The 13,514-nt window shown below is 68.2% G+C and carries 16 protein-coding genes; all 16 read left to right on the forward strand.

Features of this window, described 5'->3' with window-relative positions; genetic code table 11:
* A partial coding sequence (locus FV242_RS21445; RefSeq protein WP_187278501.1) for a zinc ribbon domain-containing protein occupies positions 1-991 on the forward strand: 991 nt, incomplete at its 5' end.
* A gap of 184 nt (positions 992-1,175) precedes the next feature.
* The gene (locus FV242_RS21450; RefSeq protein WP_147940320.1) at positions 1,176-2,432 is read left to right on the forward strand and encodes a site-specific integrase; all 1,257 of its coding nucleotides are present in this window, start codon (positions 1,176-1,178) and stop codon (positions 2,430-2,432) included.
* A gap of 2 nt (positions 2,433-2,434) precedes the next feature.
* Entirely contained in the window at positions 2,435-3,061 is a 627-nt protein-coding gene (locus FV242_RS21455) for a hypothetical protein (RefSeq protein WP_147940321.1), read from the forward strand.
* Between the two features lie 100 nt (positions 3,062-3,161).
* Positions 3,162-3,365 carry a transcriptional regulator gene (locus FV242_RS21460; protein ID WP_147940322.1) on the forward strand — a complete coding sequence of 68 codons (204 nt, stop codon included), beginning with the start codon at positions 3,162-3,164 and terminating at the stop codon, positions 3,363-3,365.
* Between the two features lie 336 nt (positions 3,366-3,701).
* Positions 3,702-4,169, forward strand: a complete 468-nt coding sequence (locus FV242_RS21465) for a hypothetical protein (RefSeq protein WP_147940323.1) — start codon at positions 3,702-3,704, stop codon at positions 4,167-4,169.
* The gene (locus FV242_RS21470; protein WP_147940324.1) at positions 4,166-4,357 is read left to right on the forward strand and encodes a hypothetical protein; all 192 of its coding nucleotides are present in this window, start codon (positions 4,166-4,168) and stop codon (positions 4,355-4,357) included. The genes FV242_RS21465 and FV242_RS21470 overlap by 4 nt, the downstream gene beginning before the upstream one ends.
* A 3-nt stretch (positions 4,358-4,360) precedes the next feature.
* Positions 4,361-5,167, forward strand: a complete 807-nt coding sequence (locus FV242_RS21475; RefSeq protein WP_147940325.1) for a helix-turn-helix domain-containing protein — start codon at positions 4,361-4,363, stop codon at positions 5,165-5,167.
* Positions 5,160-5,834, forward strand: coding sequence for a hypothetical protein (locus FV242_RS21480; RefSeq protein WP_147940326.1), 675 nt, complete (start codon positions 5,160-5,162; stop codon positions 5,832-5,834). Before FV242_RS21475 ends, FV242_RS21480 begins: the two co-directional genes overlap by 8 nt.
* Before the next feature lie 162 nt (positions 5,835-5,996).
* Positions 5,997-6,686 (forward strand): recombinase family protein, encoded by a 690-nt coding sequence (locus FV242_RS21485; protein WP_147940327.1) that lies wholly within the window; start codon positions 5,997-5,999, stop codon positions 6,684-6,686.
* A 171-nt stretch (positions 6,687-6,857) separates the two neighbouring features.
* Entirely contained in the window at positions 6,858-7,322 is a 465-nt protein-coding gene (locus FV242_RS21490; RefSeq protein ID WP_147940328.1) for a hypothetical protein, read from the forward strand.
* An 8-nt stretch (positions 7,323-7,330) separates the two neighbouring features.
* A complete protein-coding gene (locus FV242_RS21495; RefSeq protein ID WP_147940329.1) occupies positions 7,331-7,618 on the forward strand; it encodes a hypothetical protein in 288 nt (95 codons plus the stop codon).
* A gap of 2 nt (positions 7,619-7,620) precedes the next feature.
* Complete coding sequence (locus FV242_RS21500; protein WP_147940330.1) at positions 7,621-7,842, forward strand: hypothetical protein; 222 nt, start codon at positions 7,621-7,623, stop codon at positions 7,840-7,842.
* Entirely contained in the window at positions 7,839-9,239 is a 1,401-nt protein-coding gene (locus tag FV242_RS21505) for a terminase family protein (RefSeq protein ID WP_147940331.1), read from the forward strand. Before FV242_RS21500 ends, FV242_RS21505 begins: the two co-directional genes overlap by 4 nt.
* 13 nt (positions 9,240-9,252) lie before the next feature.
* Positions 9,253-9,972 carry a hypothetical protein gene (locus FV242_RS21510; protein WP_147940332.1) on the forward strand — a complete coding sequence of 240 codons (720 nt, stop codon included), beginning with the start codon at positions 9,253-9,255 and terminating at the stop codon, positions 9,970-9,972.
* 34 nt (positions 9,973-10,006) lie between these two features.
* Positions 10,007-13,201, forward strand: coding sequence for a phage tail length tape measure family protein (locus tag FV242_RS21515; protein ID WP_187278502.1), 3,195 nt, complete (start codon positions 10,007-10,009; stop codon positions 13,199-13,201).
* Positions 13,201-13,512, forward strand: coding sequence for a hypothetical protein (locus FV242_RS21520; protein WP_147940334.1), 312 nt, complete (start codon positions 13,201-13,203; stop codon positions 13,510-13,512). Before FV242_RS21515 ends, FV242_RS21520 begins: the two co-directional genes overlap by 1 nt.
* Positions 13,513-13,514 lie beyond the last annotated feature (2 nt).

Consider the following 13,514-nt stretch of genomic DNA (forward strand, 5'->3'; position numbering starts at 1 on the left):
CGATCTGGCGCGAGGAGGGTTTATCGACGTCACGTCGCAAACGCGACCGCAGGAAACCTCGGTTCCGTCTGCCGCCACCCTGGGCCTACGCTCTCTGCCAAGCCGCCTAATTGGCCAAAGTCGAGCTAAGACCCTATGTGAGAAACCGAAGGCCGAGCAGATTGCCATCACGGTACCTGCGATCATCGACCGCTCCACGTTCGATGCGGTGTCGGCGACACTGCAGGCGCGCGATCCGCGGGTGACGGCGCCGCGCGTGGTGACCGGTCCGATCCTCCTTACCGGGCTCGCCACCTGCGCCACGTGCGGCGGTCCGATGACGTTGCGTACCGGCACATCGCGCTCGGGCGACGTACACCGCTACTATTCTTGCTCGACCAGCGGGCGGATGGGAAAGACCGCCTGCAAGGGTCGGGCGATCCGCATGGACGCGCTCGACGCGCTGGTTGTCGACAACCTCATCGAGCGGCTTCTCCAGCCGGATCGGCTCACGGCCACGCTGGCTATGCTATGGGCCGGCAGAGCGCAGAAGTCGGCGGAGGTCGACGGGCGGGTCACCGCGCTGCAGGCGGAGGTGCGAACCTCCGAGGACAAGCTCAACCGGCTTTACGGCCTGATCGAAGAAGGCCTCACCGAACTCGACGACATCCTGCGCGATCGCCTTGCCGGCTTGAAGCTCGACCGCGACCGGGCGCGCACGGCTCTCGACCGCATCCGCGTCGCACAACAGCCGCCGGCGGTGCTTGCTCCGGAATTGATCGAGCAGTTCGGGCGGCTGATGCGCGAGAACGTCACGGCCGGCGAGATACCATTCCGCAAGGCATGGCTTCAGGCGATCGTCGATCGCATCGAGGTGGACGACTCAGTGATCCGCATCGTCGGCGACAGGAGCAGCTTGGAGCAAGCGGTGGCTATGAACCAAACCGGAGCTATGCCCGTGGTTCGCAGTTTTGGACGGAAATGGCGCGCCCGAAAGGATTCGAACCTCTGACCCCCAGATTCGTAGTCTGGTCGACCGGGATAACAGTACCGAACAGTCCCGGACAGAATTTCGATCCCAAAGCACTGTCATCGCTTGGCTTTTGCGCCAGACACCCCCACAATGACTAACAGCCTCGGACGCTCCTTAACGGGCGTTTCGTGATACCCTGCTGTTACCCGGAGGGCAAAGTCTGGTGGTCGCAAAGGTTCTGACCATGCAGAGTGTTGAACGCCACAAGCCGCAGCCAGCGGGCCGGGTCGAGATCCCCGATGCCGCCCTGCCCGGCTTTTATCTCGTCGTGCAGCCGAGCGGCGCGAAGTCCTGGGCGGTGCGCTACCGCTTCGGCGGCAAGACCCGGAAGTTCACGATCGGTCCCTACCCGCTGTTCGATCTGGGATCCGCGCGCGCGGCCGCCCGGGAGGCGCTGCAAATGGCAGCGCGCGGTCGAGATCCGGTCCTTGAGAAGAAGGCCTCCGTGGAAGCCGCACTGGCGGCTGAGCGAGACACCGTCCGCGCGATCGCCGCGGAGTACGTCGAGCGACATCTCAAGCCGAACAGCAAGCCCCGCTACGCCGCCGAGGCCGAGGCTCTGCTGCGTAACCATGTCATCGCCCGCTGGGGTGACCGCCGCATCGGTGAGATCACCCGGAAGGACGCCATAGCTCTCACGGACGCGCTGACCGATGGCGGCATGGGCGTGGGAGCCAACCGCGTGTTCTCGGCGGCCCGCGCCCTGTTCAACTGGGCACTGGAGCGGGAGGTCATTGAGACCACACCGTTCCTCCGGCTCAAGCCACCGTTGGCCGAGGCGAGCCGGGACCGTGTGCTCAGCGATGCCGAGGTGCGCTTCGTGTGGCTGGCCGCGGACCGAGTCGGCTACCCGTTCGGCACACTCGTCCAGCTCTTGCTCCTGACCGCCCAGCGCCGCGACGAGGTCGCCCGCATAACCTGGGCCGAGATCGATGCGAACGGGGTGTGGACGCTGTCAGCCGCGCGGACGAAGAACAGCCGCGAGCACCTGGTGCCGCTCCCCTCCCCTGCCCGCGCGATCCTCGCAGCTGTGCCGCGCATTGCCGGCCGGGCCGGCTTCGTCCTGACCACCGACGGAGCAGCTCCGTCCAGCAATTTCGCGAAGAACAAAGTGAAGCTCGATACCGCCATGCTGGCGATAGCCCGGCAAGAGGCCGTCGACGCGGGTCGCGATCCCGATGGTGTCGAGCTCGTGCCTTGGCGCCTCCACGATCTGCGCCGGACGGCCAGCACGGGCATGGCCCGGCTACGTCAGCCGATCCACGTCACTGAGGCGGTCCTGAATCACGCCAGTGGGGCCGTGAGCGGCGTGGCCGCCGTCTATAACAAGTATGCCTACGTCGACGAGAAGTTGGCTGCGCTGGAGGCGTGGGCGGGGCGGGTGGCAAAAATTGCCTATCCAGGTTTGGCTGAAGGGTAGTTGTGTCTCAGTTCTGGATGCCACTTCGGGATGCGCTGTCCCACGTCGCTGCTGTTGTTGAAGACAATGCGCTCGCAGCCGCCCAACTTCGTTCTGCGCTGCACTCTCGTAAATTGATCGCCATAGCTAGAGAGTACTGGGATCACCCAAGTGAACAGGCCCGGATCTGGGGCGCGGAACTTCCTCCGGCCAGATTCCCTGTGTTTTGGGATTGGGCGACAATAGCGTGGGAATCCGACGAGGCCTCCCTGATCGGTGAGTATCGCGACCTTTCCAAAGGCCGGGTCTGGGACCCGCCCCAGCAGGAAGTCAAAGCCATTGGTATCGAGGTTGAAAGCGCAAGCGTAGCGCGTCTTTGGCCAGCTAAACAGCTGACCGCCGCCGAAGTGCCAAACGTTGCGTCAAAGAGGAAAGCTGCCGCAGGTCGAAGAGGTGATTTTGACTGGGAGAAGGCGCTCATCGAGGGCGCGCGCTGGATGATGCACGATAACGGCGTCCCAAGAGGGCAGGCTGATTTAGTGCGCCACGTGCTCGAATGGTTTGGCGAGGACGCTCCAGGCGAGACCCAGGCCAAAGAGCATCTAGGCCCGCTGTACTTGGCATTCAAAACGAACAAGCCACCGAGTTAATTCCCGACCATTTCCGACCATTCCCGGCTGACGATCACACCCGCTTGCGAGCAACTTGGCTTCGCGGCGCAAGAGTTATTGCGCCTTAGGAGATGTGACGATGAGCAATCCAAGCATCTATCTGACGAGCCGTCAGGTACGTGAGCGCTACGGCAACTGCTCGGACATGATGATCTGGCGCTGGCTGAAGGACGAACGCCTCGGCTTCCCGCGGCCGCTCATGATTTGCAGCCGGCGCTACTGGAAGGAGGCCGATCTTCAGGCCTTCGAAGCCCGCCAGGCCGAGAAGACGGAGGCCGCCTGAACCATGGCCTCTCAACAAGAAACCCGGCGAGGCGGCAACCTCGACCGGGCTTCGGGAATGTCGTTTCGCGGCGACCGGACCGAAATATCACCCGCCCCCATCGCCGTCCATAGATTGGCTCGCCGCCTGGGCTGCGGACCCGAGGTCGCAGCGCTCGTCGCACAGCTCGCCGGGCTTGGCCCGCGGGACGGCCAGCAATGAACGCCGCTGCTGACGCCTGGGGTCCGTGCGCTGACGGGCCCGCACTTCTCGACGGCCTCCGCGAGCTGGCGAGCTGCGCCGCGATCAATCGCCCGGTGGATATCCGCCGCGCCCCCGAACATCGGAGCCGGTGACATGCACGTGTCCTACACCGGGGCCGGGCGCGAGCTGCTCGAGCACGCCCTTGCCCAAGCAACCGAGCGCGCGCCGCACTGGCGTCCGCTCATCAAAGCCGTCCGCGACGAGGCCATGGGGTTGTTCATGGCAATCCAGGGTTTGGCGCCCTTTTCTGTACCGATCGAGCCGCCGCACATCACACTGATCGGCGACGATCTCGCCACCGCCCTCGGGCCCGCCGGCTTCGATGCGGCTTCGCTCCGCGCCTTCATCCCGACTTGCACCGCCGCGGCGATCGTCGCCGGGCCGCCGGAGGCGGCGGTCTACTGGCGAACCTCGGCCTGGGCAGTTGAGCGCCGCGAACCCGTAGCGATCATCGAGACGCGGCCGCACCGGGTGGCGGAGTGGATTGAGGTGCTGCGGGTAATGGGGCGGCCTGGGATGCCGGTCGCCATCCTGGTCCCGGGCGTGGAGGGGTCGGCATGAATCGCCGAGACCTTGCCCCCATCATCGCTCGCGTCCTGGTCGAGCACCCGCCCACGCCGATGGGTACGACTGGTTACCTGCACTGGGCGCACGAGACATGGCCCGACTGCACTGACGAGGAGGTGCTGCGCGCCCTGGAGATCGCTGACGAGCTCTTCACGGTCGACTGCATGATGCGGGGGGCCTGACGCATGGCGGCCGTGACGCTCCTCCAGAAATGGCAGCTGCTGCAGGCGATCATAGCCGACGCGGATCTGTCCCAGACTGCGAAGCTCGTCGCGGCGCGCCTGCTTTATCACCACAGCTCGCAGACCGGACGTTGCTCGCCCTCCTACCAGACCCTGGCGGATGGCATCGCGCTGAAGCGCCGAGCAATGATCAACGCAGTGCAAGAGCTCGAAAGCCGCGACTGGCTATCCGTGCTGCGTGTGAAGGGTGGCGACCCGACCGCCGCGCGAGGCTTCGTCACGAACGCTTTCCGGATCAACTTCGGACGCCTCGATAAGGCCCCCCCAGTGCACGACGATGCACTCCCCCCCGGTGCACCGCCATGCACTCCCCCCGGTGCACGAAACGACACTCCCCCGGTGCACGGTGATGCACTCCCCCCGGTGCACGGCGGTGCACCCAACTCAGGGAAAGATACAGGGAAAGGAAACAGGGAAGAGTCTCCCCCTACCCCCACACCCTTCGACGAGTGGTGGCAGGCCTACCCGCGGCGCGATGGAAAGATCGCAGCCCGGAAGGCCTTCGACCGGGTGCTCAAGAACCGATCCGCCACGATCGAGGAGCTGATCGCCGGCGCCCGGCGCTACGCCGAGGCCCGAGCCGGTGACGATCCGAAATTCACGAAGGTCCCGACCACCTGGTTGAACGGCGGCCACTGGGCGGATGAGCCAGTGCGAGGCCGGAATCCCGGCGGCGGCGGCAGCGCAGGCCGCGGCGGCTTCAGCGCGACCCAAGACTGGCTGATGAGGAAGGTCCAGACCGATGGCTGAACGGCTTCCCGCTCATCGTGGCGGTGTTCCTGTTGCGGCGGCGCCGGTTCGCGGCCTGCCCAATTTCATGCGGCACCTGGAGCCCGAGCGCTTGGTGAAGCGGCATGGCGAAGCGATCAGCCGGATGGCGACACGGTGGATCAACGCCGACTACCTCGTCCACGAGATCCGCCGGAGCCAGCGGGACCGGGAGGATTTTCGGAGGGATCTCACGACTTGCCCCTCTGTCGGGGACCTGGCTGCGGTGTCGGAGGACATCGGGAGCGCCCTCGCCCTCACGCCCGATCGGCAGGCGACACAGGCAGCGCTGGCGGTGATGTTCGATAGCCGGGTGCGCGGTCCGCAGAATCCAGAGATCTACCTCGAAGCGCTGGTCTACGATCTGGTCGATGAGGGCTTTCCCCCCGCGGTGGTGGTCGGCGCGTGCCAGACCCTGCGCCGGGAGAGCAAGTTCACACCCGAGATCGCCGAGGTCATCGCGGCGTGTCGGGCGAAGCTCGCCAGCTATCGTGCCGTGGCCAACCTGGCCGGCCGGCTGTCCGATACCCGTTCGCGCGTGGAGGAAGCCCTGCAGGCTGCAGATGATGCGGCGGCTCTGGAGACTGATCGACGTTCTGCAGCCCTGCCGATCGATCTGAACGCCGATCCTGGTGACGGTGGTTGGTAGGTCGGTTGGAGCGGATGTGCGGGTTGGGAGGGCGGTCGTTTCCCGAGTTTGCCTGCCGTTCGCGCGCGCGGGGCGTCGCCCCGCCTTTTTGGCCGCCTCTTGCCCTTACGTCGGCGATGAATTACAAACTGGACAACGGACGTTGACCAGAGCGTAAGTGTCATGGCCAAGGGCGACTTCATCAGCTACCTGCGGGTCAGCACCGAGCGCCAGGGTCGGTCCGGCCTCGGCGTCGAGGCGCAACGGGAGGCTGTCACCCGGTACCTCAACGGGGGCAACTGGCGGATCATCGCCGAGCACGTCGAGGTGGAAAGCGGCCGCAACAATGCCCGGCCTGCCCTCGACGCGGCCCTTGCTGAGGCCCGGTTGCACCGCGTCCCCCTGGTGGTGGCGAAGGTCGATCGCCTGACGCGGTCGGTGGCGTTCCTCTCCCGCCTGCTCGAAAGCGGTGTGGAGGTGCGGTTCTGCGACCTGCCCCAGATCGAGGGGCCGGCCGGCCGCTTCATGCTGAACCAGATGGCGGCCGTTGCTGAGCTTGAGGCAGGGATGATCTCGGCCCGCACTAAGGCCGCCTTGCAGGCTGCCAAGGCGCGCGGCCAGAAGCTCGGTGGCCATCGCGGGCAGACCATGGCCCCGGCGGTGATCGAGGCAGGCAGGGCGGCGCGGGCCGCGAAGGTGGACGCCCGGACTGCTGACCTTGCCCCCATCGTCGCGAAGCTCCAGGCGGACGGCGTGGCGACGGCCGCGGGCATTGCGCGGGCCCTGACCGACCGAGGCATCCCCACCTCACGGGGTGGCACGACATGGCAGGTCGTGCAGGTGCAGCGGCTGCTCGCTCGCCTCGTCGCCTGATCCGCGACGATCCGTCCACAGGCGTTGAGGCTATAACGAAGTGTAACAAGCCATAACGATGGCGCTCGCGCTGAGATAAACTGCCGCAAAACGGCGCGCGCATTGCATTGATACTGCGTTTCTGGGGGTTATTGTCGTGTCTGAGCACGTTCAGACCGCGACAGAACCCTCATGGCCCGTCCCCGCAAGCAGCTCCCCGCCAACGGCCTAGACATCCTCCGCGAGGGGGCGGCCAAGGGCCTGTCTCAGCCTCGCCTGGCCCGCTCCCTTGGCATGGGGGTCGACGCCTTCAGGCGCATCCTGGATGAGAGCCCCCAGGCCCGCGAAGTGATGGAGGAGGCCCGCGCCGTCGAGCACGACGAGCTGCACGGCATCCTAATGAGCCTCGCCCGAGGCACCCCCGCCGAATACGACGCCGCCGGCAACGTGATCCGGGCCGAGCAGCCCCGCCAGCTCCGCGCGGCCGAGATCCTCTGGAAGACCCGCCATGGCTACCGCGAGCAGGGCGAACCGCCCGGCGCCTCCGCCACAGCCGGCGTCCAGATCATCATGCCCGCTCAGGTGAGCCTCGATCAGCTCCAGTCGCTTATGCCGCCCTCGCTGACGCTCCCCCACCCCTCGCTCACGCACCGCTGAGAGGAACCATGGCCCTCACCCTACAGGCCGCGGAGGACGCGCTGCGAGCGTCCCAGGCCGCATTCGAGACCGCCGCCGCCAACCTCGACCGGGCCCGCACCCTGTCGCGCTCGGATGGCCCCCGGCCCTTCGGCGGCTATCCCAGCGTCACCGACGCGAGCAATGCCTACACCTCGGCGCTCGCGCAGCGGGACGCCGACCGGGCAGCCCTGATCGAGGCGCAGTCCCAGGATCAGCGCAAGCCCGGCTGGCAGGCCGACATGGCCGCCGTCTACAACCGCCCGGGTGGCCGGTAGCCATGAACGTGCGCCCGGCAGGAATGCACGACAACGCGGGGCGGTGGCTGCCCTACCTGCCCGTTCTGCGGGACCAGGCCCTGGATCTGTATGGCGCCGAGCCGCTGCTGTGCGTGGCGATCCTCGGCATGCCGCTTGGCGAGTACCTGGCCCGCATCCAGGCGCTTGAGGTGGCCTGCCAGCGCGCCGAGACCGCGAAGGCGGCTGCGGAGGCCGCCGCGTGAGCGCCGCTGCCGCCCTGGCCCGTCCCCGCCTCGACCTGACGCCGTTCCAACAGCACGTCCTGCTGTACCCGGACGACTGCGATCTGATGCTCGGTGGCGGTCGCGGCGGCGGCAAGAGCTTCGCCATGGCGCTGCTGTACCTGCGCCACGCGGAGACGCACGGGGCGCTCGCCCGGATGCTGTTCGTCCGGCGCAACTTCTCCGGCATGCAGGACTTCGAGGCGACGTGCCGGATCGTGTTCGGCATGGCCTACGGCACGGCGGCCACCTACAACGCCTCGTCGCACCTGTGGCGATTCCCGAGCGGTGCCACGCTGCAGCTCGACCAGTACGAGACCGACACCGACTTCGCGAAGTACCAGGGCAAGTCGTTCACGCTGATCGGCGTGGATGAGGCCGGGCAGTACCCGACCCCCGCCATGCTCGACCTGCTGCGGTCGTGTCTGCGCGCCCCGCTGCCGGTCGTCCCGCGCTTCATCATGGCGGCGAACCCCGGCGGCCCGGGCCACGGCTGGCTCTGCCGGCGGCACATGTTCAAGGCCGCGCCCTGGGTGCCCTACGTCGAGGAAACGACCGGGCGCACCTTCGTGAACTGCCCCTCGACCTTCGAGGACAACCCGAACCTCGACCAGACCTCCTACGCCCGGCAGCTCGATGCCGCGACCGCGACGGATCCCGAGCTCGGGCGTGCCTGGAAGGTCGGCGACTGGACGGTGGCGCGCGGCGCGTATTTCTCGGCCGTGCTGGACGAGCGCCGGGTGATGATCGAGCCCTGGGCGCCCGGCCGGCTGCCATCGGGGTGGGCCGCTCCGTTCCTGGCGCACGATTACGGCGTCTCGGCCCCGTCCGTGACCTACGTGACCGCCCGCTCACCCGGCGCCCGCGGCCCCGATGGCCGATTCTACCCGCGCAACTCGATCCTGCTGCTGGACGAGCTGGCCACGAACGAGCCGGGCTCGATCGAGCGGGGCATGGGCTACACGGTCCCGGTTCTGGCGGAGCGCATCAAAGACCTGGCCGCAGCCTGGAAGATCCACCCCGACGGCATCGCGGATGACGCGATCTTCGGCCGGACCGGCGGCGAGGCTGGGACGATCGCGGCCGAGTTCCGGGTGCACGGCGTCAGCTTCAGCTCCGCGAAAAAGGGGCTCCGCGTGTCCGGCTGGGAGAAGATGCGCCTGCTGCTCCTGCAAGCCGGCATGCCCGACAGGCCCGGCCTCTACGTGTCCCGCCGCTGCGAATACTGGTGGCAGACCGTTCCGAGCCTCGCCCGCGACCCCCGCAAGTCCGACGACGTCGACAGCCGCGGCCCCGACCACGGTGCAGACGCCAGCCGGTACGCCTGCACCTACGAACCCCGCCCCATGACGACCGGCACGACGGTCGGGATGTACTGAGGAGAGCACCCCCATGGCGAATTTTGACCCGGACCTCGTCAATCTGATCGGCGGCGAAAGCGTCATCTGGCCGGCCGAGGGCCAGCCCGAATATGCCGACCACTGGCGCCTGATGCACAAGGCGGTGCGGCACGTCCGCGAGGTCGTCACCGGCGCCGAGCCCAAGCTTCAGACTGTCGAGGGCAACCGCGACCTGTCCGAGGTGGGCCGGACCCGGCAGCTCTCCGATATCGGCCTGGAGACCATCCGGCGCGTCGACGAGTGCCCCGCTCTCGACGTGGCCCGCCAGGGCGTCGCGGCGCGCTTGGCGAAGCTGGACGCCGAGATGCAGGACCACGCCAAGCCCCCGGAGGAGCCGGCCGCCATCGCCCAGGCCGGGGAGATCCGCGCGGCCCTGCGCGCCATGGCTCCGGCCGAGCGGATGCGCTTCATCCACGCCAACATCACCAGGGCCGGGTTCGCCGGCGCCGTGTCCGGCGATGCGGCCTACCTCGCCGGCTTGAGCGAGACGGAGGTGGGCGAGATCCGCAACGCGATCGCCGAGCGCTTCTATGCCCCCCAGGCGGCCGAGAAGGCGAAGCTGACCCGCGCCCTGCGCGAACTCGATGTGGCGGTGCTCCGCGCGCACAACCTGGTCGCCGGCCGCTCCCGCGTCGGCAAGAACGTGCACGGCGAATGGGCGGTGTCGCAGGCCGCGCCTGGCGGCCCCGCGCCCCACGGCCGCGCTGCCTGAAGCGCCCGCCTGACCCGCAGCCCCGGAGGGCATGATGGCCGACCTCGCAACGCTCAGCCTCGAAATCGATAGCCGTCCGGCCGTCGATGCCACGACTGCCCTGGACCGGTTCGCCCAGTCCGCTCGCGGCGCGGGGCAGGCGTCGGACACGCTGGCGGCCACCTCCGGCAAGAGCGTCCCCGCGCTCCAGTCGGCCGCCGCCGCTGCGACCATGGCCGCGGTTGGCATGGACAAGCACACCCGGGCAGCGAACGAGAATGCCCGGGCCATGGGCCTGTCCGCGAACGAACTGCGGAACCTGAGCTACCAGATCAACGACGTGGCAACGATGGCGCTCTCCGGCGCCTCGGCCTTCCAGATCATGGCTACCCAGGGCGGGCAGCTTGCTCAGATCGCCCAGGGTGCCAACGGCGGACTTAAGGGCATCTTTGAGCAGGCGGCCACCGCCGCGGGCGGCCTGGCGTCCCGCGTGGGCCTGGTGAGCGGTGCGATCGGCGCCGGGGGCGCGGTGCTGGCGACCGGGGCTGCCGCCCTGATGTCCTACCGCGCAGGCCAGGAAGCGACAGAGAAGGCGCTGTACGGCGTCGGGCGCGCCAGCGGCGCCACGGTCGGCTCGATCAACGAAGCGGCCAAGGCGGCCGCGGCATCCGGCGGGATCAGCGTAGCCAGCGCGCGGGAGACTGCCGCCGCCTTCGCCGCCACCGGGCGCATCACCGGCGAGATGTACGGCGACCTCACCCGGGTGACGAAGGATTACGCCTTCACCACCGGCCAGGATGCGACGGCGGCCACTGCGGCCCTCGCGGCGGCGTTCTCGGATCCGGTGAAGGGCGCGCAGACGCTGAACGCCCAGCTCGGCCTGCTCGACGCCTCGACCGAGGAATCCATCCGGCGCCTCGACGCCCAGGGCGATCGCCTCGGAGCGCAGCAGGTCCTGTTCAAGGCGCTCAGCGCGGCGGTGGAGAACGCCGACTCCAAGCTCGGGTTCTTCGGGCGCCAGTGGCAGCAGTTCACGACGAACACCTCGAACGAGATCCAGGGCATCGGTTCGTTCATCGACAAGGGCTTCGGTGGCGGCGCCGCAGAGGAGCGGCTTGCGACCCTCCAGGGTCAGCTCGACTTCCGAGCGCGGAACCGCGGCGTCATGGGCGGCGTGTTCGCCGGGGCCTTCGACTTCGACACCGACACGATCAAGAGCCAGATCGCGGACGTCCAGAAGGAGATCGACGAGGCGAAGCAGAAATCCGACCGGGCCCAGTCCGCGCAGCGCTCGCAGGCTGTGATGGGCTTGGTCCGCTCGCTGATGCCGGAGCAGCAGTCGCTCCAGACCCTCCAGGACCAGGCCACGCGGCTACGCGCCGCCATCTCTCAGCCGGTCAAGTTCGGGCTGGATACGCGCGCCCTTGCGGACGTCGAATCGGCCTTCGAGCGCATCTCCCGGGGCGTGCGGTCGGCCCAGGAGGACGTCGAGCGCTACGGCACCTCTGCGACAGCCGCGATGGTCCGCTCGGCCGAGTTCGCCAACCGTATGGTCGGGGCCACACCGCTCGGCCGCGGTGTGGCGGACGCGCAGCGCACCTACGAGGAGAATGCCCGCTCCGCCCGGCTCGACCCCAACGGGCGTAGCGCGGCTGCGATCAATTCAGATTACGCGGCGCGGCTGTCCGATCCGAACCTCGACGTGAAGGACGCCCGGGATCTGGTCGCGGCTCGGGAGCGCGAGCTGAAGGCCGCGCGCGAGCTCGAAGGCTTGCAGCGCGTCCGCGACCTGTCCGTCGACTCCACCCAGAGGGCGACGACCTCCGATCTGGTGCAGCGTGGTGGCGCCTTCGCCCGTGCGCCGGCCGATATTCAGCAGCAGGTCCTGGCCGCCGCCGCCAAGTTCCCCACCGTTCCGCCCGAGATCCTGGCTGCGATCGGCGAGAAGGAGAACAATTTCCGGCTCACCGGCGCGACCCGGGTGCTCAACAAGGCCGGCCAACCGGCGACGACCGCCTACGGGTTCGGCCAGATCACAGACGACGCTGAGACCGATATCCGCAAGCTGCCGGGCATGGGCGGCTTCGACAAGAGGAACCCGGGCACCGCCGTCGAAGGCACGGCCGCCTACCTCAGCCAGCGGCTGAAGTGGGTCAACGGGGACATGGTCACGGCCCTGGACGGCTACGGCACCGGCAAGGGCTACGGCCTCGACGTGATTCGCCGGGCCGGGCAGCTCGGGGACGTGTCACCCCTCGGCCAGGCGAAGGAGCAGGATCAGCGCAACCGCGCGCTCGAGGAAGAGCGGAAGCGGGTCGCGCTCAACTCGCAGTTGTTGGGCGTGAACGGCGAGAAGCTCGACGCAGCGACCCGTTTCCAGCAGGCGCTTAACCAGGCCATGGCGCAGGGCGTCGAGATCACCCCGCAGTACCGGGCCGAGTTGCAGAAGAACGCCGAGGGCATGGCTGCGGCCACGCGGGCCCTCACCGGCACGCAGGCCGGCGCAGCCCTGGCGTTCGATCGTGAGCAGTTGGGCCGGAGCGCCTCGGAGCAGCGGGTCTACGCCTCGGCGCGGTCCTACTTCGGCGACACGTCCACGGACGCTTCGAAGGCCTACATTGGCCAGGCGACCGAGAACGCACAGCTCACCGAGGCTCGCCAGTCTCTGACCAGCGCCACCCAGGGGTTCGCCGCGGATCTCCTCCACGGCAAGAACGCCGCGCAGGCCTTCGGTGGCGCCCTCGACCAGATCGGCGGCAGGCTCATGAACAGCGTGCTGGACAAGGCGATCGGCAGCCTGTTCTCGGACAAGGTCGGCGGCGGGATCCTGTCCAGCATCTTCGGCCACGCGGATGGTGGCCTGATCTCCGGCCCCGGCGGCCCGCGCGAGGATCGCGTGCTGGCCCGCCTCTCGCCCGGCGAGTTCGTCGTGAACGCCCGGTCGGCCTCGGCGAACATGGGGCTGCTGCACGCCATCAACCGAGGCGACATGCCCAAGTTCGCGGACGGCGGCCCGGTGGCGCCGACCATGCCGGATCTGGGCGGCCTGCCCGCTATGCCAGCGGCTCCAGAAGCGGCAGCTGCATCTGCCGGCGCGCCGGTGGCCTACACCCATGCACCGACCTACAACATCACCCCGGCGAGCGGCGTGACGCCTGCGCAGCTCACGGCGACGCTGGAGTCCTACGATCGGGAATCCAACCGGACGCTCCTGTCCCGCATGGACATGGCGCGGAGGCGGTACGGCTGATGAGCGCCGCTGTCCGCCGCTACCGCTCGGAGGGCTACGCCTGGGGCAGCCTGTGCGTCGACCGCCTGGTGGCGATCCATGGCTCGGAGATGATCGTGCCCGACATGTCGGAAGCCCGGGTGGAGGCGATCGCGGCGCCGTTCCGCGCCGAGCTTGAAGAGCGGTTGGCCGGCATGTTTCGGTTCCAGACCAAGTCGCAGCTCATCGAGTCCTACGCCCGCGGAGCGCTTGGCGGCTTCCTGGCTCGATCCCGGGAGCTGATGGCGCTGGCAACACAGTGCAACGAAAATGTGAAACAAGGTGCGCATTGATC

Source organism: Methylobacterium sp. WL64, from assembly GCF_008039945.1.
Lineage (GTDB): Bacteria > Pseudomonadota > Alphaproteobacteria > Rhizobiales > Beijerinckiaceae > Methylobacterium.